Source organism: Streptomyces narbonensis, assembly GCF_014649015.1.
GTDB classification, from domain to species: Bacteria; Actinomycetota; Actinomycetes; order Streptomycetales; family Streptomycetaceae; genus Streptomyces; species Streptomyces narbonensis.
Genome location: NZ_BMSF01000018.1, coordinates 93,844 through 115,323, shown reverse-complemented (window position 1 = coordinate 115,323; position 21,480 = coordinate 93,844). Strand labels below are relative to the sequence as shown.

The window sequence follows — 21,480 nt, the reverse complement described above, 5'->3', positions numbered from 1 at the left end:
CACCCGGTGCGGGGCCCCTCCGTGTGCGTACGACAGGTCAGCGCTTGTGCTGCGCGTCCGCGACCGTGACCTCGACGCGCTGGAACTCCTTGAGCTCCGTGTAGCCCGTCGTGGCCATCGCCCGGCGCAGGGCGCCGAAGAAGTTCATCGAACCGTCCGGGATGTGCGACGGGCCCGCGAGGATCTCCTCGGTGGTGCCGACGATGCCCAGGTCGACCAGCTTGCCGCGCGGCACGTCCTCGTGGACGGCCTCCATGCCCCAGTGGTGGCCCTTGCCGGGCGCGTCCGTGGCGCGGGCCAGCGGGGAGCCCATCATGACGGCGTCGGCGCCACAGGCGATCGCCTTCGGCAGGTCGCCGGACCAGCCGACACCGCCGTCGGCGATCACGTGCACGTACCGGCCGCCGGACTCGTCCATGTAGTCACGGCGGGCCGCGGCCACGTCGGCGACCGCGGTCGCCATCGGGACCTGGATGCCCAGCACATTGCGCGTGGTGTGCGCCGCGCCGCCGCCGAAGCCGACGAGGACACCCGCCGCGCCGGTGCGCATCAGGTGCAGGGCCGCGGTGTACGTGGCGCAGCCGCCGACGATGACCGGGACGTCCAGCTCGTAGATGAACTGCTTCAGGTTCAGCGGCTCGGACGCGCCCGAGACGTGCTCGGCGGAGACCGTCGTGCCGCGGATGACGAAGATGTCCACACCCGCGTCGACGACGGCCTTGGAGAACTGCGCGGTGCGCTGCGGGGAGAGCGCGGCGGCGGTGACGACACCGGAGTCGCGCACCTCCTTGATGCGCTGCCCGATCAGCTCCTCCTTGATGGGGGCGGAGTAGATCTCCTGCAGGCGGCGGGTCGCGGTGGCCTCGTCCAGCTCCGCGATCTCGTCGAGCAGCGGCTGCGGGTCCTCGTACCGGGTCCAGAGACCTTCGAGGTTCAGGACGCCGAGGCCGCCCAGCTCGCCGATGCGGATGGCGGTCTGCGGCGACACGACCGAGTCCATGGGAGCGGCCAGGAACGGCAGCTCGAAGCGGTAGGCGTCGATCTGCCAGGCGATCGAGACCTCCTTCGGGTCCCGGGTGCGCCGGCTCGGGACGACGGCGATGTCGTCGAACGCGTACGCCCTGCGGCCGCGCTTGCCGCGCCCGATCTCGATCTCAGTCACGATGTGTGGCCTTTCCCTCTACGTCTGCGCCTACCAGTATCCCCGACACAAGCGTGGGGGGCGGCTCCGGCCACATGCCGGAACCGCCCCCACGCGTCGCGCTGTGTTACTTCCTGCTGTAGTTCGGCGCCTCGACCGTCATCTGGATGTCGTGCGGGTGGCTCTCCTTGAGGCCCGCGGACGTGATCCGGACGAAGCGGCCCTTCGTCTCCATCTCCTCGATGGTGGCGGCACCCACATAGCCCATCGTCTGACGGAGACCGCCGACGAGCTGGTGCAGGACGTTGGCCAGGGGGCCCCGGTAGGGCACCTGGCCCTCGATGCCCTCGGGGACGAGCTTGTCGTCCGAGGCCACCTCGGCCTGGAAGTAGCGGTCCTTCGAGTACGACCGGCCCTGGCCGCGGGACTGCATCGCGCCGAGCGATCCCATGCCGCGGTACGACTTGAACTGCTTGCCGTTGATGAACTGCAGCTCGCCCGGGGACTCCTCGCACCCGGCGAGCAGGCTGCCCAGCATGACCGTGTCGGCACCGGCGGCGAGCGCCTTGCCGATGTCGCCGGAGTACTGCAGGCCGCCGTCGCCGATGACCGGGACGCCGGCCGCGCGGGCGGCGAGGGCCGCCTCGTAGATCGCGGTGACCTGCGGGACGCCGATGCCGGCGACCACGCGCGTGGTGCAGATGGAGCCGGGGCCCACGCCGACCTTGACGCCGTCGACACCGGCGTCGACCAGGGCCTGCGCGCCGTCACGCGTCGCGACGTTGCCGCCGATGACGTCGACGCCGACGCTGGACTTGATCTTCGCCATCCAGTTCAGCGCGTTGCTGTTGTGGCCGTGGGACGTGTCGACGATGAGGAAGTCGACGCCCGCGGCGGCCAGGCCCTGCGCGCGCTCCAGCGCCTCGGGGCTGGCACCGACGGCCGCGCCGACGAGCAGCCGGCCCTCGGCGTCCTTGGCCGCGTGCGGGTACTTCTCGGCCTTGACGAAGTCCTTGACCGTGATGAGGCCCTTGAGGATGCCGGAGTCGTCGACGAGCGGCAGCTTCTCGATCTTGTGGCGGCGCAGCAGCTCCATGGCGTCCAGGCCGGAGATGCCGACCTTGCCCGTGACCAGCGGCATCGGGGTCATGACCTCGCGCACCTGGCGGCTGCGGTCCGACTCGAAGGCCATGTCGCGGTTGGTGACGATGCCGAGCAGCTTGCCCGCCGGGTCGGTCACCGGGACGCCGCTGATGCGGAACTTGGCGCACAGTGCGTCGGCCTCGGCCAGCGTCGCGTCCGGGTGGACGGTGATCGGGTCGGTCACCATGCCGGACTCGGAGCGCTTCACGAGGTCGACCTGGTTGACCTGGTCCTCGATCGACAGGTTACGGTGCAGGACGCCCACGCCGCCCTGTCGCGCCATGGCGATGGCCATGCGGGACTCGGTGACCTTGTCCATCGCCGCGGACAGCAGCGGGATGTTCACGCGGACGTTGCGGGAGATGCGGGACGAGGTGTCGACCGCGTTCGGGAGGACGTCGGACGCGCCCGGCAGCAGCAGCACGTCGTCGTAGGTCAGCCCGAGTGTCGCGAATTTCTCGGGCACTCCGTCGACGTTTGCAGTCATGACACCTTCCCCAAATGGCCTTGATCGGTGCGGATGTCCATGCTAACGGGCTGGAGCCGTGTCTCATTCCACGATCAAGATCAGCCGCAAGCTTTGGACGTTCGCACGTGTACGAAAGGGCCAACAGGCCCCGACGAGGCTTACTGCTCGGCCAGCGCGCGGAGCCGGCTGAGCGCGCGGTGCTGTGCGACCCGGACGGCGCCCGGGGACATGCCGAGCATCTGCCCGGTCTCCTCGGCGGTCAGCCCGACGGCGACCCGCAGGACGAGCAGCTCGCGCTGGTTCTCCGGGAGGTTGGCGAGCAGCTTCTTGGCCCACTCGGCGTCGTCGCTGAGCAGCGCGCGCTCCTCGGGACCGAGGGAGTCGTCGGGCCGCTCCGGCATCTCGTCGGAGGGCACGGCCGTGGACCCCGGGTGCCGCATGGCGGCCCGCTGCAGGTCGGCGACCTTGTGTCCGGCGATGGCGAAGACGAAGGCCTCGAAGGGCCTGCCCGTGTCCTTGTAGCGCGGCAGGGCCATCAGGACGGCGACGCAGACCTCCTGGGCCAGGTCCTCCACGAAGTGGCGGGCGTCCCCCGGCAGCCGGTTCAGGCGGGTCCGGCAGTACCGCAGGGCGAGGGGGTGCACCCGCGCCAGCAGGTCGTGCGTGGCCTGGGCGTCGCCCTCGACCGCGCGGCGTACGAGCGCGCCGATCTCCCCCTGCCCGGCAGGCATGGGGGAACCCACGGTCTCGTCGTCGCGCATCGCTCCATGGTGCCCCGACGCTTCTGCGTTCGCGGCACCGCGTCCGTAGTTGTGCACCGAAGCGTTATGAGCAGGTGCGCCGGTACTCATCTCCCGCGCCCTCCCCTCCCGCTCGACCGACTCGTCCCCGAGGAACTCCACATCTCAAGGATGCGGCATTCCGCGGGGAAGTGACACAAGCCCACCCCGTCCACCCCGCGACACGCGCGGACGAGGACGGGGATACGGCCGGTGACCTGCGACTCAGCGCACCAGGCCCCAGCGGAAACCCAGCGCGACCGCGTGCGCCCGGTCCGAGGCGCCCAGCTTCTTGAAGAGGCGCCGGGCGTGCGTCTTGACGGTGTCCTCGGAGAGGAAGAGCTCGCGCCCGATCTCCGCGTTGGACCGGCCGTGGCTCATGCCTTCGAGGACCTGGATCTCGCGCGCGGTGAGTGTGGGCGCGGCGCCCATCTCCGCCGAACGGAGCCGGCGCGGGGCGAGCCGCCAGGTCGGGTCGGCGAGCGCCTGGGTGACGGTGGCCCGCAGTTCGGCGCGCGAGGCGTCCTTGTGCAGATAGCCACGGGCACCCGCGGCGACCGCGAGGGCGACGCCGTCGAGGTCCTCGGCGACCGTGAGCATGATGATCCGGGCGCCGGGGTCCGCGGAGAGCAGCCTGCGGACGGTCTCCACGCCACCCAGACCGGGCATGCGTACGTCCATCAGAATCAGGTCCGAGCGGTCCGCGCCCCAGCGGCGGAGGACTTCCTCGCCGTTGGCCGCGGTGGTCACACGCTCGACGCCGGGCACGGTCGCGACCGCGCGGCGGAGCGCCTCTCGGGCAAGCGGGGAGTCATCGCAGACGAGGACGGATGTCATGACTGACCTCCGTGGCTCTCGCAGCTGTTGCGCGTCACCTTGAGCCTCCAGGGCTGGTACGTAATCGTCACCTGTGCGATTGACGCTCTCGGACACCTGCCCGATCGCTTGTTCCTTCAACCGCCTCCGCACACTCAACGACGGTCACTCGAAAGAGTTACGGGTCGGACGGCAGCCTTCGGCACTCTACGTGAGGAGCCGTAAGCGGAGGAGAGCGACGCGACCTATCTGCCCATCATCGAAAGCTATGCCCCATTTAGCGGGTTTTCTTCCCTTTTCGCAGTGTCTGTGGCTAGATTCGCAATGAGTCATATTTACATCTACTTCGACAGTAGTTGTACTAGCCCGACCCGCGGGGCCCAGGAGAGCCCCTGACGATCAGCCATCCACCCGCCCACCTATCCGTTCGACACGGTTTCAAGGGGACTAGCGCAATGGCAGATTTCTCCCGCCTTCCCGGACCCAACGCCGATCTGTGGGACTGGCAACTCCTCGCGGCCTGCCGCGGGGTGGACAGCTCCCTGTTCTTCCACCCCGAGGGAGAGCGCGGCGCGGCACGGAGTGCGCGCGAGAACTCGGCGAAAGAGGTCTGCATGCGGTGCCCGGTACGCGCGGAGTGCGCGGCACACGCACTCGCCGTGCGGGAGCCCTACGGCGTATGGGGCGGCCTCACCGAGGACGAACGCGAAGAGCTCATGGGACGCGCCCGGAACCGCCTGATCTCGGCGGCACCGGCGCCCGCGCCCGTCACCACCGTGACACCCATGACGTCCATGACGTCCACGACGACACCAGACATGAAGGAACGTTTCTTCAGCGAGCGTTGAGCCTGTGACGGAACAGGCGTACCACTGACACGACCGCGCCCACGCGCGCGTGGCGCAGTGCCTACGCGCGCGTGGCGGCGCGGGTCAGCTCGGTGAGCGTGGCCGCGACGGCCGGCACCTGGGCCAGGTCCGGCAGGGTCAGGGCCACGATCTCCCGCTCCACGGCAGGCTCCACGGCCACGGTCCGCGCCCCCTTGGGGCGCACGGACTCGATGGCGAGCTCGGGCAGGACGGCGACGCCGAGCCCGGCGCCGACCAGGCCCACCACGGCCGGGTAGTCGTCGGTGGCGAAGTCGATGCGCGGGGTGAAGCCCGCCTCCTCGCACACGTCCACGAGCTGGCGGCGGCAGCGCGGGCAGCCGGCGATCCAGGACTCCTCCGCGAGCTCCGCGATGCCGACCGAACCGGCCTCGGCGAGCCGGTGCCCCTCGGGTACGAGGCCCACGAGCCGGTCCGCGAGCAGCGGGCGGACGACGAGGTCGTCCCACTCGGCCTGCCCCGCCCCGTACCGGAAGGCGAGGGCCACGTCGCAGTCGCCCTCCCGGAGCATCTCGATGGAGCGCGGGGGCTCCGCCTCGACGAGGGAGACGCGGGTGCCGGGGTGCGCGGCGCGCAGGGCGGCGAGCGCGGTGGGGACGAGGGTGGAGCTGCCGCTGGGGAACGAGACGAGGCGGACGCGGCCCGCGCGGAGTCCGGCGATGGCGGCGACCTCCTCCTCGGCGGCCGTGAGGCCCGCGAGGATGCCGGAGGCGTGGCGCACCAGGACCTCGCCGGCCTGGGTGAGGCGCATCTCGCGGCCCGTACGGATCAGCAGCGGGGTGCCGGCGGAGCTTTCGAGCGCCTTCATCTGCTGGCTGACGGCGGGCTGGGTGCAGCCGAGTTCGCGCGCGGCGGCCGAGAAGGAACCGGTGGCGGCGACGGCGCGCAGGACGCGGAGGTGGCGGGCCTCGATCATGGGGACAAGCATAAGCGAGTCTTGGGCGAAGCGGCGAATGCATAGAGCTTCCTTTGAGGTGGATATTCGCGGAAGCGCCCGCATCAGGTGCCTGCATAAGGTGCCTGCATGACCTTGTTGAGCGTGAACGCGGGCCGTGCCCGGCCTGCGGAGTACACCGAGTCCGCGTCGAAGAGGACGGCCATCGACAAGCGGCCCGTCGACGGGCCCGTACGGATCGAGGCCCCGGGGCCGCCGGGTGTCGGGGGCAGCGGGGTGGCCGGGGACGAGGTCTGCGACCTGCGGTTCCACGGCGGCCGCGACCGGGCCGCGTACGCCTTCGCCCGGGAGGACCTGGACCTGTGGGAGCGGGAGCTCGGGCGGGAGCTGACCAACGGCTCCTTCGGCGAGAACCTCACGACGCTCGGCCTCGACGTGAACGGGGCCCTGATCGGGGAGCGCTGGCGGATCGGCGAGGACGTCGTCTTGGAGGTGACCGGCGGGCGCATCCCCTGCCGGACGTTCGCGGGCTTCCTGGAGGAGAAGGGCTGGGTGAAGCGGTTCACGCAGTCGACGGCCGGACCCGGCGCGCTGCTGCGGGTGATCGTGCCGGGCGAGGTGCGGGCGGGCGACCCCATCACGGTCGTGCACCGGCCGGACCACGAGGTCACCGTCGCGCTGCTGCACCGCGCGGCGACCACCGAACGCACGCTGCTGCCGGGCACCTTGGTCGCCGCGGAGTGGATGGAGTCGGGGCTGCTCGCGCTCGCGCGCCAGTACGCGGAGAAGTACGGCCGGGCGGGGCACTAACGTGCCGGTATGACGACTGCACTGATTACGGGCGCCACCGCGGGCATCGGCGCCGCCTTCGCACGGAGGCTGGCGGCGGACGGTCACGACGTGGTGCTGGTGGCCAGGGACGTGAAGCGGCTCCGGGAGCAGGCCACCGAACTGCACGACCGGCACGGTGTGGAGGCCGAGGTCCTCTCGGCGGACCTGGCCGAGGAGAAGGGCATCGCGGCCGTCGAGGCGCGGCTCTCGGACCCGAGGCAGCCGGTCGACATGCTCGTGAACAACGCCGGCTTCGGCAACAAGGGCCGCTTCCTCGAGGTGTCCATGGCCGACGAGTTGAAGATGCTGACGGTGCACTGCGAGGCGGTGCTGCGGCTGACCTCGGCGGCGGCCGGCTCGATGAAGGAGCGCGGCCGCGGCGCGGTCGTGAACGTCGCCTCGGTGGCGGCCTTCGTGCCCCGCGGGACGTACGGGGCGTCGAAGGCCTGGGTCGTGCAGTTCACCCAGGGCGCGGCGCGGGACCTCGCGGGCAGCGGGGTGCGGCTGATGGCGCTCTGCCCCGGCTTCGTCCGGACGGAGTTCCACGAGCGGGCCGGGATGGGGACGGAGAACATCCCGGGCTGGATGTGGCTCGACGCGGACAAGCTGGTGACGGCGGCGCTCGGGGACCTGGAGCGGGGGAAGACGCTGTCGATCCCCGACCCCCGCTACAAGGCCCTCATGGGTGTGGTGAAGCTGGCGCCGCGCGGTCTGCTCGGCGGGGTCTCGTCCAAGGCGGGACGCAAGTACGGCCCCAAGTAGGGCCGTTCCGCCTGCGTCCGGGGTCGGTTCACGCCGGGACGAGGGCGTCGAGGTCCAGCCGGGTGGTGGTGCCGGGGGTCCCGGTGGCCGTGCTGTCGTGCTGCCAGGTCACGTGGAGGGTGTGGCCGGTGACCCGGACGTTCGCGAGGGCGGCCACGGGCGCCGGGGCCGGGTCCGCGGTCAGTGAGGCGAGGGCGACGAAGAGGGTGGCCGGGCCGGTCGTCGTGCCGTGGAGGGCCAGGGTGCGGGCCCCGGGGCCCTGGAGGGTCTCCCCGGTGGGGAGTTCGCCGGCCGCCGTGTCCTGCGGGTAGCCGTGGACCGGGTGGAGCTCGGCGCGCGGCCCTTCGGGAGTCGTGGCCCAGCCCGTCTGCCGTACGGGGGTCCCCTCCGGGGCGCCGAGCACGAGGTGGGCGCGGACCTCGGCGCGGCCGTGGGCGAGGGTCGCCGAGAGGACCCGGACGCCGGGGCGGGGGGTGTGCAGGGAGGCCGCCCAGTTCTCCCCCGCGCCCGCCGGGGCCGCGGGGCCGCGCGTGGTGGCCCGGCCGTCCGCCGCGAGCAGGGCGAAGTGGTTGTCGGCGGGGGCCGGGGCGATGCTGGGGCCGGTGCGGGTGGAGTAGGCGTGGCGGGCGTAGCCGGGGTCGTCCTCGGCGCCGGGTGCGCTGTGGACGTGGTTGCTGCCGTGGTTGTGGAGGCGTACGAGCCCGTCGGCGGCGGTCGTCTGGACGAGCAGCCCGGCGGGGGCGAAGGGGCGGACGGTGTCGGTACGTTCGGCGGGAAGGGCTTCCTCCGGATCGGTCCAGGCAGGATGGTCCGCGGGGAGCAGGAGGCCGAGGAAGCCCTTGGAGGCCCAGTAGGGGGAGCCGGGGCCCGAGTACTCCTGGACGAGGGGCGGGTACGGGCCGTGCCAGCCGAGGGTGAGGAGCCCGTTCGGGTCGGTGGCGCCGCGGTCGAGGAAGTGGCGCAGGGACCCGGAGGCGAGGCGGCGGGTGGCGCCGGGGGTGAGTGGGGTGTGGCCGGTGAGGGTGCCGAGCCAGGGGGCGGCGGCCGCGGCGAACCGGTAGATCAGGGAGCGCCCGTACGGGAGGGGGGAGCCGTTCGCGTCGAAGAGGTGGACGTGGTCGTCGAGGTGGCGGCGCAGGCGGGGGCCGTAGCGGTCGAGGAGGGTCCGGTCGCCGGCGAGGTAGGCGTGGAGGACGGGGTAGAAGTGCAGGGCCCAGGCGTTGTAGTGGTCGAAGGCGCGGTTGTCGCCGTCGCTGTACCAGCCGTCGCCGAGGTACCAGTCCTCGATGCGGGCGAGGGAGCGGTCGACGGTGGCGGCGGCCCGGTCGGTCTCGATGCCGGCGTCCTGGAGGAAGCCGGCGACGGTGAGGCCGAAGAGCCACCAGTTGTTGTCGACGGGGGACGGCCGGAGGGCGGGGCGGAGCCAGTCGACGACGCGGTGGCGGGTGCGCTCGTCGAGGCGGTCCCAGAGCCAGGGGCGGGTGAGGCGGAGGCCGAGGGCGACCGACGCGGACTCGACGACCGCCTGGCGGGTGTCGGTGGTGAGGGGCCAGGAGTCGGGGTCGTCGGTGCCGGGCTCCGCCGTGCCGGCCGCGAGGCCTTCGGCGTACCGGGCGAGGTGGCCGTGGGGGTCCTCGCCCTGGCTCCCCGCGACGCGGAGGGCAGCGAGGAGGAAGGTGCGGGCCCAGCCCTCCAGGCCGTCGGAGCGGGCGCCGGACCAGCTGGGGCGGGGTCCCGGGAGGTCGATCAGGGCGCCGCGGGGGGAGGCGTACGGGCGGACGGCCCGGAGGAGGCGGTCGGCCGTGGTCTCCCAGTGGGCACGGGTCCAGCCGGTGTACGGGCTGAGCTCACGGTTCTCGGGCGGGGTGGGCATGATGCTCCCTGAGGACTCCCTGGGTGACGTCTGCGTCGCCGGGAATCCTGAACAGGCTTCGATCGAACGTCAAGGGAATCAGAGCGAATGATCGAAACTCCCGTCGTTCGATCATTCGTGGACTAGAGTCGAGAGACCCGGTCCCGGGACCATCACCACCGCGAGGGGGAACCGCACCGTGCGCGAGAGTGCCGCCGAACGACACGACCGACTGCTGGCCCTGGTCCGCGAGCGCGGCACCGCCCGGGTCGCCGAACTGGCCGAGCGGCTCGGGGTCTCCCCCGTCACCGCCCGCCGGGACGTCGAGGCGCTGGCCGCGCAGGGCCTGCTCGACCGGGTGCACGGCCAGGTGTCATGGCCCGGCGGACAGGGCACCCCGGGCGCGGCACGGCCCGGCGAGGGCCTGGTCCTCGGCCTGCTCGCCCCCTCCGCCACGTACTACTTCGCCGAGGTCATCCGGGGTGCGCACGAGGCGGCGGCCCGGGCCGGCGCCCGGCTGGTGCTGCGGGTGTCGGACTACCGGCCGGAGGAGGACCGCGCCCGCACGGAGGGCCTGCTCGCGGCGGGCGCGGAGGGCGTCCTCGTCGCACCCGGCTGGCGCGGCCCCGAGGACCGGTCGGCCTACGGGGACTGGCTGGCCGAACTCCCCGTACCGGCCGTGCTCCTGGAGCGCAGGGCCGAGCCCGGCAGTCCGCTCGACGGCCTGGACCGGGTCGTCTCCGACCACGGCCACGGCGTGCTGCTCGCCCTGCGCCACCTGCTCGGACTCGGCCACGCGACGCCGCTGCTCGTGGCCCGCGGGGACTCCCCGACCGCGCTCGCGGTGCGCGCCGGGTACGCCGAGGCGCTGGGGACACTGGGCCTGAAGGAGCCCCGGCCGGTCATCGAGTCCGTACCGGCCGAGGCCGACCCGGAGGGCTTCGAGCGGGCCGTGCGCGCGCTGCACGAGGCGGTCCGCTCGGGTCTCGCGGGCGCGGCCCTCGTCCACAACGACGTGGACGCGATCGAGATCGTGCAGCGCCTGGCCGAGCTGGGCGTCCGGGTGCCGCAGGACCTGGCCCTGATCGCGTACGACGACGAGGTCGCGGCCCTCGCCGACACCCCGCTGACGGCGGTCGCCCCGCCCAAGCGGCAGGTGGGGCGGTACGCCGCGGAGCTGCTGGTGGAGCGCCTCACCGAAGAGGGCGCGGGCGCGGCGGGAGACGCGGGCTCCGGCGAGGAGGCGCCGCGGCGGCACCTGAGCCTGCTGCCGCGGCTGCGGGTGCGGGACTCGTGCGGGGTGCGGCTCACGCCCTCCGCCTGACTCCCCCCGGGGCGCACTTCACGCCCCACCGTCTGATCATTTTTCGATCAATCAATCTTTCGCTCTTGACTTCGGTCATGAACGGTCACAGGATCACGGCCACAACCTCCCCGCCGCCCTCAGGAGTCGTGTCGTGAGCCTCAGTCGGAGCAGAACGTCCTGTGTCATAGCCGCCACCGCCAGCGCCCTCGCCGTCCTCACGGCCTGCGGCGGCAGCGGTGCGGACTCCGCGAACAAGCCCGCAGGGCCCGTGACCATCACCTTCTGGGGCTGGGCCAAGGGCTCCAAGGACGTCGTGGACGCCTTCAACGCCTCCCACACCGACATCCAGGTCAAGTTCGAGGAGATCCCCTCCGGCACCGCCGGCGGCTACGCCAAGATCTCCAACGCCGTGAAGGCGGGCAACGCCCCCGACCTGGTCTCCATCGAGTACTCCTCGCTCCCCGAGTTCGTGAGCTCCGGCGCCCTCCAGGACATCGGCGACCAGTTCACCGAGGCCGACCGGGCCAAGCTGCTCCCGCAGTCCGTCGAACTCACCACGCTCGGGGGCAAGTCCTGGGCCGTGCCCTTCGACGCCGCCCCGCAGGCCTTCTTCTACCGCAAGGACCTCTTCGCCACGTACAAGGTCCAGGCCCCCGCCACCTGGGACGAGTTCAGGAAGGCCGCCGAGCAGGTCAAGAAGGCCGACGCCAAGGCCCGTATCGCCACCTTCTTCCCCGACGACCCCACCACCTTCGAGGCGATGGCCTGGCAGGCCGGCGCCCAGTGGTTCAAGGCCGAGAACGACACCTGGAAGATCGACACGACCGACGCCGCCACCACCAAGGTCGCCGCCTACTGGCAGGGCCTCCTCGACGACGGTCTCGTCCACAAGAACGCCTCGTTCAGCCCCGAGTGGACCGGCTCCCTCAAGAACGGCACCACCATCGGCTACCTCGGCGCCTCCTGGGGCGCGGGCGTCCTCAAGGGCACCCTGCCCGAGCAGAGCGGCAAGTGGGCCGTGGCGCCCATGCCCAGCTGGGACGGCAAGCCCGCCAGCGGCATGCTCGGCGGCACCTCCTTCGCCGTCACCAAGGACAGCAAGCAGAAGGCCGCCGCCGTCACCTTCGCCGAGTGGATGTCCACCACCGAGGAGGGCGTGAAGGCCCGCATCGCCTCCGGCACCTCCTCCGCCTTCCCCGCCGCCGCGGCCCTGCGCCCCGTCGCCAAGAAGGCCTTCGACGCGAGCTACTACGGCGGCCAGGACATCTACGCCCTCTTCGAGGCCTCCGGCGCCTCCATCAACCCCAACTGGGCCTGGGGCCCGACCACCGGCACCACCAACACCACGATCAAGGACCACTTCGGCAAGATCACCCAGGGCGGCCCCGGCATCACGGACGCCGTCAAGGCCGGCCACGACGCCACCGTCGCCGAACTCACCAAGCGCGGCCTGAAGGTCGAGGGCTGACCGGATGAAGGCCCGCACCCGCGCCGCCGCGATCCTGCTGACCCCCTTCTTCGTCCTCTTCACCGCGGTGATGGTGGTGCCGATCGGCTACGCGGTCTGGCTCAGCCTCTTCACCGAGAAGCAGTCCGGACTGGGCTTCGGCGGCACCGAGACCATCTTCACCGGCCTCGACAACTACACGGCGGCGCTGGGTGACCGGGCCTTCCGCGAGGGCTTCGGCGTCCTGCTCGGATACTGCCTGTTCTACATCCCGCTGCTGCTCGTCGGAGCCCTCGGCCTCGCCCTTCTCCTCGACTCGGCCCTCGCCCGCGCCCGCCGCTTCTTCCAGCTCGCGCTCTTCCTGCCGCACGCCGTCCCCGGCATCATCGCCGCCCTGATCTGGGTCTACCTCTACACCCCCCAGCTCAGCCCGGTCGTCAAGGCGATGGAGGCGGGAGGCATCGGCTTCGACTTCTTCTCCCCCGAAGGCGCCCTGCCCTCCATCGTCAACATCGCCCTGTGGGAGTGGCTCGGCTACAACATGGTCATCTTCTACGCGGCCCTCCAGGCCATCGACCGCTCCGTCCTCGAAGCGGCCACCGTCGACGGGGCCGGCGCCTGGCGCATCGCCTTCTCCATCAAGGTCCCGCTGGTCAAGGCCTCGCTCGCGATGGTCGGCCTCTTCACGGTCATCGGCTCGCTCCAGCTCTTCACCGAACCGCTGATCCTCAACAAGGGCACCGGCTCCGCCGTCACCTCCACCTGGACGCCGAACATGTACGCCTACACCGCGGCCTTCGACCGCAACGACTACGGGCTCGCCGCCGCGGCCTCCGTACTCCTCGCCCTGACCGCCGCGCTGCTCTCCTTCGCGGTGACACGGCTGACGGCCCGGAACCGGAAGGGGAAGGCGGCATGAGCAAGCCTCGTACCGGCAACGTCTGGCTGTCCAAGGCCGCTGTCAACGGCGCTCTCGTCCTCGCCGTCGTCTACATGCTCTTCCCCCTCGTCTGGCTGCTGACCGCCGCCACCAAGGACGCCGGCGGCCTCCTCGCCGGCGACGCCTTCTCCTTCGACGGCTTCGACCTCGGCGGCAACCTCTCCCGGCTCGCCGAGTACAACGACGGCATCTACTTCCACTGGTACGCGAACAGCCTGCTCTACGCCGGATTCGGCGCCCTCGCCTGCTCGTTCGTCAGCGTCGCCGCCGGATACGCCTTCCACGTCTACGACTTCCGGGGCAAGGAACAGCTCTTCGGCGTCGTCCTCCTGGGCGTGCTCGTCCCCACCACCGCGCTCGCCCTGCCGATGTACCTCCTCGCCAGCGAGGTCGGCGTCGTCAACACCTACTGGGCCGTCCTGATCCCCGTCCTCGTCAACCCCTTCGGCGTGTACCTCTCCCGGGTCTTCTGCGCGGGCTACATCCCCGACGAGGCCCTGGAAGCCGCCCGGATCGACGGGGCCGGCGAGCTGCGCGTCTTCTGGTCCATCGGTCTGCGCATGGTCATGCCCGGCTTCGTGACCGTCTTCCTCTTCCAGTTCACCGCCATCTGGAACAACTTCTTCCTCCCCCTGGTGATGCTCTCCGACCAGAAGCTCTACCCCCTGAGCCTCGGCCTGTACGCGTGGAACAGCAACGCCCACGCCGAACCCGACTTCTACCCCCTCGTCGTCACCGGATCCCTGCTCGCCGTCGTCCCCCTCGTCGTCGCCTTCGTCTCCCTCCAGCGCCACTGGAAGGCGGGTCTGACCGCCGGCAGCGTCAAGTGAGGAGCACACGTCCCACGATGCACCCCGCCACTGACAACCGCCCCGCCCTCCTCCTCGCGATGGGCCCCGACACCGCGGACCGCCTGCTCACCGACGCCCACCGGCGGCGCCTCACGGCACTCACCCGCACCGACCCGCACCTCGTCGCCCACGACCTCACCACCCCCGACGCGCGCACCGCCGCCGCCCTCGCCGAGGCCGAACTCCTCCTCACCGGCTGGGGCGCCACCCCCCTCACCACCGAGGTCCTCGACCGCGCCCCCCGCCTGAAGGCCGTCGTCCACGCCGCCGGCTCCGTCAAGCACCACATCACCGACGCCTGCTGGGACCGCGGCCTCCGCGTCACCACGGCCGCCGCCGCGAACGCGCTGCCCGTCGCCGAGTACACCCTCGCCGCGATCCTCTTCGCCGGAAAGCAGGTCCTCCGCTCCGCCCGGCGCTACGCCGAACTCCGCACCGACGACGCCTGGCTCACCGAATCCGCCGCCTGGGGCAACCACCGCCGCACGATCGGCATCGTCGGGGCCTCCCGCATCGGCCGCCGGGTCATCGAACTCCTCCGCCCCTTCGACTTCGAGATCCTGCTGTACGACCCGTACGCCGAGGTCCCGCCACCCGGCGTGGAACTGACCGACCTCGACGACCTCTGCGCCCGCAGCACGGTCGTCTCGGTCCACGCGCCGCAGCTCCCCTCGACGTACCGCATGATCGGCCCGGCCCAGCTCGCCGCGATGCCCGACGGCACGACCCTGATCAACACGGCCCGCGGCTCCCTCATCGACGAGACGGCCCTCCTCCCCCACCTCCTCTCGGGCCGCCTCCACGCGACCCTGGACGTGACGGACCCGGAACTCCCGCCCGTCGGATCGCCGTTGTGGACCCTCCCCAACGTCCTCCTCACCCCCCACGTGGCCGGCTCCCTCGGCAACGAACTCCACCGCATGACCGACCAGGCGCTGGAGGAGGTGCGGCGGTACGTCCACGGCGAGCCGTTCGCGGAGGAGGTCCGGGCGTCAGACCTCCAGCACTCGGCGTAGGCGCGCCGCCTCGGTCTCGACGAGCTCCAGGGTCTCCGGAGCCACGTGGAGGACGGCGGGCAAGGTGTCGGCCCGGAGCCCGAGGCCCAGGGCGCAGGCGGCGAAGCGGCGGGCTCTGACGGGATCCGGGTGCATGCGGGCAAGGGCGGCGTACCCCGCACCGCACGGAGCGCCGAAGTGGTGCAGTTCGGCGAGCAGGGTCGCGGTGCGGTCGTACTCGCCGGCCCGGAGCAGCTCGGCGACGAGCCCGGGGAGGGCGACCCAGGCCTCGTCTGTCCCCAGAGTCCGTACGTGGTCGGCCGCTTCGTCGTACTCGCCGGCGACGGCCAAAGCCTCTGCGGCGTGGAGGGGCGAGTAGTCGGCCGCCCCGAATACGAGGCCCTTCGCGACGGCCCGCCCCTCGCTCAGCCGGGACCAGGCAACGGCGGACACCAAGTCCGAACCGGTCGCGCTTCCCTCGTCGGCGGCAAAACCCAACAGCCTCTGGGCCGCGTCCCGTTCCCCGGATCGAGCGAGCTGCAGCACCATCAGGACGCGCTTCGCCTCCAGGCCGGATGCAAGGGAGAGACGGGACAAGAGGTCCGCCGCGCGCGACCGTGCACCCGCCCGCGCGAACGCGACGGCCGCGGCCCCGACCACGTACGACGGCGTGGCGGGATGGCCGATCAGGCGGTCGACACCGTCGAAGTCCCCTTCGGCCACGTAGGCCGCCGCGACCTCGGAGAGCAGCGGGGCGAGGTGGAAGGAGTCGGCCCGCCGGGCACACCGTTCGGCCCGCTCGGCCTGCCCCGCGCCCAGCATCGCGGACACGACGGCCGGAACGTCGAGGATCCAGTCGTCACCGATGGCCCGGACAAGACGTGCCGCAGTCTCGCGTCGGCCGGCGGTTCCCACGGCACGAGCGATCCACGCGAGTTCGCCGACCAAGGCCGCACGGGTGGGCGCGCGATGCCTGCGTTCCTCCTCCACGAGCAGCTCCCGCGCCTCGGTCACGCGGCCGACGCGATGAAGGGCGTCCGCCAGAGCGACGGCTACCGCCGGGTCCCGGTTCTCGGCCATCAGGGCCCGGGCACGCTCGACCCGCCCCTCCTCGACCAGTCGCCGCATGAGGGCGCCCAGCACCCGCACTCCGGCGGCGCCGGCCACGAGGCGGTCGGCCAACGCCGCCACCCCGTCCAGCCTGCCGGACGCCATCAGGGCAGAGCCGATGGCCGCCCACGCCCCGAAATCCGCGTCCCCCGGCAAGCCGGCCGCGAGAGCCAAGGCCTCCTCGACCTCGCCCGCCGAGGCCAGCCTCCGGGCGAGCCTGCCCCGCACGCCCGCCGCGCTCGTGGCTTCCAGCGTCTCGGCCGCGGCCAGCGCACGCTCCCGCTCGCCCCGCTCCGCCAGCACCTCAGCGAACAGATCCGGGCCCACCTTGCGCGCGTGCTCACGTGCCGCGTCGAAATCCCCTGCCGCCACAAGGGCGACGACCCGCTCCCGCCATGCAAATCGGCTGGTCGTGATCGCGTCGGTCGCCCAGTGGACGCGCTCCTCTCCCAGGCGCAGAGCCGCCTCGGCCTGCTCCTGGCGCCCCGCGTCGCTCAGCACGACCGAGACACGAAGCGCGACCTCCCCCAGCACGTAACCGACCGGAACGCGGACGGCCCCCACTCCAGCCGCGATCCCGGCCCGGATCAGCGACTCACCGATGTCGGCCGCCGCCATGGCCCGGGTGGAACGATCGGGCTCCGCACCGGCCAGGGCGTGGGCCCACGCGTGTTCCCCCGCCGCGCACAACGCGCGAACCAGCGCCAGGAGGACCTCGGGCCGGGCGGACCCGACCGTCGGCACCAGTCCGGCGGCGCGCTCGTACGCGCCGAGCTCGATCCACAGCATCGTGGTGGTCCTCGCGGCCTCGTCGTACGTGTACCCCGACCGGAACACCCTGGTCGCGGCCTCCGCGTCCTCGGCCAGTCCGACGGCCCGCTCCCGCTCGCCGAGTTCCAGAAGCCGCGCCGCCATCGCGCACAGCGCCTTGACCGTGGGCAGGCCCCCCAAGCTCCGCGCCAGTCCCACCGCCCGGTCGAACTCACCGACCCCGACCCACCCGGCTGCCAGCACCGGCGGCACTCCACCGCTGCGGCGCTCCAGCTCCCCGCGGTGGAACGCCAAGCGCAGCGCCACCGTCACCAGGTCGGCCCGGTCATCCCCGGCCACGAGCACGGCCTCCGCGGCCCGCACTTCCCCCAGCGCCACCCCGTCCGCGCCGGTCCTGGCCAGCAACCGGTCATGTCGTACGACGTCCAGCGCGCAGCCCACCAGCCGGTCCACCTCGCTGGCCGCGCGCAGCATCGGGACGTACTCATGGAGCAGATAGGCCGGGCTCTCCTCGGGCCAGCCGCGGCCACGCCAGGTCCCGGCCCAGACGCCCAGCGCGCTCCTCCACCGGTCGAGCTCCCGGTCGCCGAGCATCTCCCGTGCCCGAACGGCCAGTTCCTCGTGCGCCAGCAGGCAGGCGTCGCCGCGCAGCGTGAAGGTGCGCGCGAGACCCGTGCGGAGCAGGTCCCGCACCCGGTAGGGCACGTCGCCGGTCAGCTCGGCGAGGTCGTCGGCGGTGAGACCGCCGCCCGCCGCGGTCACCAGACCCAGCAGTTCGTACGCCAGACCTCCCGACAGCAGCAGGGACTTCAGTTCCCGCTCGGCCTCGGCCCGGATCGCGCGGGCCCTCGGGGACGGGGTCAGGAACCGTACGGCCTCCGGGTCCCGGAGCGGGTGGTTCTCCGGCACGTCGGCCGGGAGGGGCGGGTTGAGGCGGCCCGAGACGATCACCCGGAGGTCGTGCGGCAGCAGGCTCGCGATCGAGTGGGCGTCCGGGCCCGTCGTCACGCCCCGGTCCTCGTCCAGGCCGTCGACGAGGAGGACCAGGCGCTCGCCGCGCGCGGCGCAGGCCGCGGCGGCCGAGGCGTACAGGCGTAGCAGATGGGCCTCGCGGGTGGCGGGGGTCAGGAGGGCGGGGAGGCCTTCGCCGGACAGTTCCGCCAGCTGCTCCAGGACGACGTCCACGTACGCGACGACGTCGTTCTGGGCGCCGAGGCGGGCCGTGATGAAGAAGGGGACGATCCGTACGCCCGGCGGTGGGTTGAGGGCGAACCAGGAGAGCAGCGCGGTCTTTCCGGCCCAGGCCTCCGCGCGCCACCAGGCATACAGGGGGTCGGAGTCGGCCGAGCAGAACGCCGCGAGCTCCGCCAACTCGGCCTTACGGTCGACGAGTTCCGCGGGGGCGATCCGGCGGACCTGCTCCCGGTACGCGGAACGCACCGCGATCGGCTCCGGCGGTCCGATCCGGTTGCCGTCGCCGATCACGACGACGCCCGCCCCGTTCTCGACCGTGATCGGCGCCCGCCGCTCTCCCCCTGCCCGCTCCATGCACCCAACCTAGACTGGAAGGGTCCTACCGGGGTCGGGAGGCGCCATGACCTTCGTACAGATAATCGACTGCAAGACGAGTCGGGTGGACGACCTGAACCGGCTCATGGACCAGTGGGTCGAGCAGACCGAGGGCAAACGGACGGCGACCCACAGCATCGTCGGCAAGGACCGTTCCGACGGCTCCCACATCGTGGAGATCGTCGAGTTCCCCTCGTACGACGTGGCCATGCGCAACTCGCAGCTGCCCGAGACCGACCGGATCTTCCGGGAGATGGTCGCGCTCTGTGACGAGATGCCGACCTTCACCGACCTGGACGTGGTCCGGGACGAGGCGCTGTACAAGACCAACGCCCGGCGGCTCATGGAGATGTTCTCCGACCAGCCGGAGCTGGCGCTGCTCGACGAGGTGCTGGCCGAGAGCTACCACGACCACGATCCGACCAACGAGCAGGACGTCATCGGCATGGACGCCGTCCGGCGCGAGGTGGAGATGTGGCGGGGCGGCTTCGACTTCGCCTTCACCGTCGACGACCAGATCGCCGAGGGCGACCGGGTCTGCACCCGGTGGACGTGGCGGGGCAGCCACACCGGCGACTTCATGGGGCTTCAGCCGACCGGCATGGACGTGAGCATGACCGGCACGGTCATCCACCGCTTCCGGGACGACGGGAAGATCGTCGAGGGCTGGTGGCAGTACGACCTGCTCGGGCTCATGGGGCAGCTCGGCGCCGTGGAGGGGTGAGACGGACGGAGACGCAGCGAGGCCCGGTGCCCCCGCGACGGGGGCACCGGGCCTCGGTGGTCAGCTACGAGCTAGGACACGCGTCAGTGCGAGTGACCGTGGCCGTGGCCGTGGCCCGCGTCCGCCGGCTCCTCTTCCTTCTTCTCCACCACGAGGGTCTCGGTGGTGAGCAGGAGGGAGGCGATCGAGGCGGCGTTCTCCAGGGCGGAGCGCGTCACCTTCACCGGGTCGATGACGCCGGCCTTGACCAGGTCGCCGTACTCGCCGGTCGCGGCGTTGAAGCCCTGGCCCTTGTCGAGCTCCGCCACCTTCGAGGTGATGACGTAGCCCTCGAGGCCGGCGTTCTCGGCGATCCAGCGCAGCGGCTCGACGGCGGCGCGGCGGACGACCGCGACACCCGTGGCCTCGTCGCCGGTCTTGTCGAGGTTGCCCTCGAGGACCTTGACGGCGTGGACCAGGGCGGAGCCACCACCGGAGACGATGCCCTCCTCGACCGCGGCGCGGGTCGCGGAGATGGCGTCCTCCAGACGGTGCTTCTTCTCCTTCAGCTCCACCTCGGTGGCGGCGCCGACCTTGATCACGCACACGCCGCCGGCCAGCTTCGCGAGGCGCTCCTGGAGCTTCTCACGGTCCCAGTCGGAGTCCGTGGACTCGATCTCGGCCTTGATCTGGCCGACGCGGCCCGCGATGTCCTCGGCGTTGCCGCCACCGTCGACGATGGTGGTGGAGTCCTTGGCGATGGTCACGCGGCGGGCGGTGCCCAGCACGTCCAGACCGGCCTGGTCGAGCTTGAGGCCGACCTCCTCGGCGATGACGGTGGCACCGGTGAGGGTGGCCATGTCGCCGAGCATCGCCTTGCGGCGGTCGCCGAAGCCGGGGGCCTTGACGGCCACGGCGTTGAAGGTGCCACGGATCTTGTTGACGACCAGGGTCGACAGGGCCTCGCCCTCGACGTCCTCGGCGATGATCAGCAGCGGCTTGCTGGCGCCGGCCTGGATGACCTTCTCCAGGATGGGCAGCAGGTCCTGGATCGAGGAGATCTTGCCCTGGTTGATCAGGATGTACGGGTCGTCGAGGACGGCCTCCATACGCTCCTGGTCGGTGACCATGTACGGGGACAGGTAGCCCTTGTCGAAGGCCATGCCCTCGGTGAAGTCGAGCTCCAGGCCGAAGGTGTTGGACTCCTCGACGGTGATGACACCGTCCTTGCCGACCTTGTCCATCGCCTCGGCGATGAGCTCGCCGACCTGCTGGTCCTGCGCGGAGAGCGCGGCGACGGCGGCGATGTCGGACTTGTCCTCGATCGGGCGCGCGGTGGCGAGGAGCTCCTCGGAGACGGCCTTGACGGCGGCGTCGATGCCCTTCTTCAGGGCGGCCGGGGAGGCGCCGGCGGCGACGTTGCGCAGACCCTCGCGGACCAGGGCCTGGGCGAGCACGGTGGCGGTGGTGGTGCCGTCACCCGCGATGTCGTTGGTCTTGGTCGCCACCTCCTTCACCAGCTGGGCGCCGAGGTTCTCGTACGGGTCCTCGATCTCGACCTCACGGGCGATCGTGACACCGTCGTTGGTGATGGTGGGGGCGCCGAACTTCTTGTCGATGACGACGTTGCGACCCTTGGGGCCGATCGTCACCTTCACCGTGTCGGCAAGCTTGTTGACGCCGCGCTCAAGGGCGCGACGGGCGTCCTCGTCGAACTTCAGGATCTTCGCCATGGGAGCGGTTCAGCCCTCTCGGAATGGGGTGGAAACGAACCGCGCCCCCGGACGCCCTGTGCGGGGTCAAGGGGCGCAGCTCAAAGCATCTGCTTCAGATACTTCGGTGAATTACTTCTCGATGATCGCGAGCACGTCGCGAGCCGAGAGGACGAGGAACTCCTCGCCGTTGTACTTCACCTCGGTGCCGCCGTACTTGCTGTAGAGCACGACGTCGCCGACCTGAACGTCGAGCGGCAGGCGCTCGCCGTTCTCGAAGCGGCCCGGGCCCACGGCGAGAACAGCACCCTCCTGGGGCTTCTCCTTCGCGGTGTCCGGGATGACCAGGCCAGAGGCGGTGGTCTGCTCGGCGTCGAGCGGCTGGACCACAATGCGGTCCTCGAGCGGCTTGATGGCAACCTTGGAGCTGGTGGTCGTCACGATCCGACCTCCCCCTTCGGAGATTACGGGGTCAACTGTCTGAGGTGGCGACCAGGTGGA

At 71.7% G+C, this 21,480-nt stretch carries 18 protein-coding genes; 9 read left to right on the top strand and 9 right to left on the bottom strand.

What is annotated here, in order from left to right:
* Positions 1–37: 37 nt before the first annotated feature.
* From IE124_RS28660 to IE124_RS28645, 4 genes are all read right to left on the bottom strand, one after another.
* Entirely contained in the window at positions 38–1,162 is a 1,125-nt protein-coding gene (locus IE124_RS28660) for a GuaB3 family IMP dehydrogenase-related protein (RefSeq protein ID WP_150266931.1), read from the bottom strand.
* A gap of 106 nt (positions 1,163–1,268) precedes the next feature.
* Complete coding sequence (gene guaB, locus IE124_RS28655; RefSeq protein WP_189511849.1) at positions 1,269–2,771, bottom strand: IMP dehydrogenase; 1,503 nt, start codon at positions 2,769–2,771, stop codon at positions 1,269–1,271.
* A gap of 140 nt (positions 2,772–2,911) precedes the next feature.
* Positions 2,912–3,514 (bottom strand): sigma-70 family RNA polymerase sigma factor, encoded by a 603-nt coding sequence (locus IE124_RS28650; RefSeq protein WP_056552247.1) that lies wholly within the window; start codon positions 3,512–3,514, stop codon positions 2,912–2,914.
* A 243-nt stretch (positions 3,515–3,757) separates the two neighbouring features.
* Positions 3,758–4,369 carry a response regulator transcription factor gene (locus IE124_RS28645; RefSeq protein WP_003948568.1) on the bottom strand — a complete coding sequence of 204 codons (612 nt, stop codon included), beginning with the start codon at positions 4,367–4,369 and terminating at the stop codon, positions 3,758–3,760.
* 434 nt (positions 4,370–4,803) lie between these two features.
* Between IE124_RS28645 and IE124_RS28640 the strand changes: the two genes are divergently transcribed.
* Positions 4,804–5,196 (top strand): WhiB family transcriptional regulator, encoded by a 393-nt coding sequence (locus IE124_RS28640; protein ID WP_189511847.1) that lies wholly within the window; start codon positions 4,804–4,806, stop codon positions 5,194–5,196.
* Between the two features lie 61 nt (positions 5,197–5,257).
* On the opposite strand, the gene IE124_RS28635 is transcribed toward IE124_RS28640, so the two are convergent.
* Entirely contained in the window at positions 5,258–6,151 is an 894-nt protein-coding gene (locus IE124_RS28635; protein WP_189511845.1) for a LysR family transcriptional regulator, read from the bottom strand.
* Positions 6,152–6,259: 108 nt separating this feature from the next.
* Between IE124_RS28635 and IE124_RS28630 the strand changes: the two genes are divergently transcribed.
* Both IE124_RS28630 and IE124_RS28625 read left to right on the top strand, forming a co-directional pair.
* The gene (locus IE124_RS28630; RefSeq protein WP_189511843.1) at positions 6,260–6,940 is read left to right on the top strand and encodes an MOSC domain-containing protein; all 681 of its coding nucleotides are present in this window, start codon (positions 6,260–6,262) and stop codon (positions 6,938–6,940) included.
* Between the two features lie 9 nt (positions 6,941–6,949).
* Complete coding sequence (locus IE124_RS28625) at positions 6,950–7,723, top strand: SDR family NAD(P)-dependent oxidoreductase (RefSeq protein WP_189511841.1); 774 nt, start codon at positions 6,950–6,952, stop codon at positions 7,721–7,723.
* A gap of 28 nt (positions 7,724–7,751) precedes the next feature.
* On the opposite strand, the gene IE124_RS28620 is transcribed toward IE124_RS28625, so the two are convergent.
* Positions 7,752–9,596, bottom strand: a complete 1,845-nt coding sequence (locus IE124_RS28620; RefSeq protein ID WP_189511839.1) for a DUF2264 domain-containing protein — start codon at positions 9,594–9,596, stop codon at positions 7,752–7,754.
* A 178-nt stretch (positions 9,597–9,774) separates the two neighbouring features.
* Here IE124_RS28620 and IE124_RS28615 point away from each other — a divergent pair, with 178 nt between their 5' ends.
* The 5 genes from IE124_RS28615 to IE124_RS28595 all read left to right on the top strand — a co-directional run bounded on the left by IE124_RS28615 (position 9,775) and on the right by IE124_RS28595 (position 15,135).
* On the top strand, positions 9,775–10,899 hold the full coding sequence (locus IE124_RS28615) for a substrate-binding domain-containing protein (RefSeq protein WP_189511837.1): 1,125 nt from the start codon (positions 9,775–9,777) through the stop codon (positions 10,897–10,899).
* 133 nt (positions 10,900–11,032) lie between these two features.
* Positions 11,033–12,349 carry an ABC transporter substrate-binding protein gene (locus tag IE124_RS28610; protein ID WP_189511835.1) on the top strand — a complete coding sequence of 439 codons (1,317 nt, stop codon included), beginning with the start codon at positions 11,033–11,035 and terminating at the stop codon, positions 12,347–12,349.
* Between the two features lie 4 nt (positions 12,350–12,353).
* Positions 12,354–13,247 (top strand): carbohydrate ABC transporter permease, encoded by an 894-nt coding sequence (locus tag IE124_RS28605; protein WP_189511833.1) that lies wholly within the window; start codon positions 12,354–12,356, stop codon positions 13,245–13,247.
* Positions 13,244–14,098: a carbohydrate ABC transporter permease gene (locus IE124_RS28600; protein ID WP_189511831.1), complete on the top strand. Its 855-nt coding sequence runs from the start codon at positions 13,244–13,246 to the stop codon at positions 14,096–14,098. The genes IE124_RS28605 and IE124_RS28600 overlap by 4 nt, the downstream gene beginning before the upstream one ends.
* A gap of 17 nt (positions 14,099–14,115) precedes the next feature.
* The gene (locus tag IE124_RS28595; protein ID WP_189511829.1) at positions 14,116–15,135 is read left to right on the top strand and encodes a hydroxyacid dehydrogenase; all 1,020 of its coding nucleotides are present in this window, start codon (positions 14,116–14,118) and stop codon (positions 15,133–15,135) included.
* On the opposite strand, the gene IE124_RS28590 is transcribed toward IE124_RS28595, so the two are convergent.
* A complete protein-coding gene (locus IE124_RS28590) occupies positions 15,112–18,543 on the bottom strand; it encodes a hypothetical protein (RefSeq protein WP_189511827.1) in 3,432 nt (1,143 codons plus the stop codon). The two genes, IE124_RS28595 and IE124_RS28590, sit on opposite strands and share 24 nt — an antisense overlap.
* A gap of 46 nt (positions 18,544–18,589) precedes the next feature.
* Here IE124_RS28590 and IE124_RS28585 point away from each other — a divergent pair, with 46 nt between their 5' ends.
* Positions 18,590–19,288 (top strand): ester cyclase, encoded by a 699-nt coding sequence (locus IE124_RS28585; protein ID WP_189511825.1) that lies wholly within the window; start codon positions 18,590–18,592, stop codon positions 19,286–19,288.
* An 83-nt stretch (positions 19,289–19,371) separates the two neighbouring features.
* On the opposite strand, the gene groL is transcribed toward IE124_RS28585, so the two are convergent.
* A complete protein-coding gene (gene groL, locus IE124_RS28580; protein WP_189511823.1) occupies positions 19,372–21,000 on the bottom strand; it encodes a chaperonin GroEL in 1,629 nt (542 codons plus the stop codon).
* Between the two features lie 111 nt (positions 21,001–21,111).
* The gene (groES, locus tag IE124_RS28575) at positions 21,112–21,420 is read right to left on the bottom strand and encodes a co-chaperone GroES (RefSeq protein WP_024756677.1); all 309 of its coding nucleotides are present in this window, start codon (positions 21,418–21,420) and stop codon (positions 21,112–21,114) included.
* Between the last annotated feature and the right edge of the window lie 60 nt (positions 21,421–21,480).

Coding starts and splice junctions, on each gene's coding strand:
- IE124_RS28590 (WP_189511827.1), bottom strand. CDS start 18,543: ATGGAGCGGGCAGGGGGAGAGCGGCGGGCGCCGATCACGGTCGAGAAC.
- IE124_RS28585 (WP_189511825.1), top strand. CDS start 18,590: ATGACCTTCGTACAGATAATCGACTGCAAGACGAGTCGGGTGGACGAC.
- IE124_RS28650 (WP_056552247.1), bottom strand. CDS start 3,514: ATGCGCGACGACGAGACCGTGGGTTCCCCCATGCCTGCCGGGCAGGGG.
- groL (WP_189511823.1), bottom strand. CDS start 21,000: ATGGCGAAGATCCTGAAGTTCGACGAGGACGCCCGTCGCGCCCTTGAG.
- IE124_RS28645 (WP_003948568.1), bottom strand. CDS start 4,369: ATGACATCCGTCCTCGTCTGCGATGACTCCCCGCTTGCCCGAGAGGCG.
- IE124_RS28620 (WP_189511839.1), bottom strand. CDS start 9,596: ATGCCCACCCCGCCCGAGAACCGTGAGCTCAGCCCGTACACCGGCTGG.
- IE124_RS28625 (WP_189511841.1), top strand. CDS start 6,950: ATGACGACTGCACTGATTACGGGCGCCACCGCGGGCATCGGCGCCGCC.
- IE124_RS28635 (WP_189511845.1), bottom strand. CDS start 6,151: ATGATCGAGGCCCGCCACCTCCGCGTCCTGCGCGCCGTCGCCGCCACC.
- IE124_RS28600 (WP_189511831.1), top strand. CDS start 13,244: ATGAGCAAGCCTCGTACCGGCAACGTCTGGCTGTCCAAGGCCGCTGTC.
- IE124_RS28605 (WP_189511833.1), top strand. CDS start 12,354: ATGAAGGCCCGCACCCGCGCCGCCGCGATCCTGCTGACCCCCTTCTTC.
- IE124_RS28630 (WP_189511843.1), top strand. CDS start 6,260: ATGACCTTGTTGAGCGTGAACGCGGGCCGTGCCCGGCCTGCGGAGTAC.
- IE124_RS28595 (WP_189511829.1), top strand. CDS start 14,116: ATGCACCCCGCCACTGACAACCGCCCCGCCCTCCTCCTCGCGATGGGC.
- IE124_RS28640 (WP_189511847.1), top strand. CDS start 4,804: ATGGCAGATTTCTCCCGCCTTCCCGGACCCAACGCCGATCTGTGGGAC.
- guaB (WP_189511849.1), bottom strand. CDS start 2,771: ATGACTGCAAACGTCGACGGAGTGCCCGAGAAATTCGCGACACTCGGG.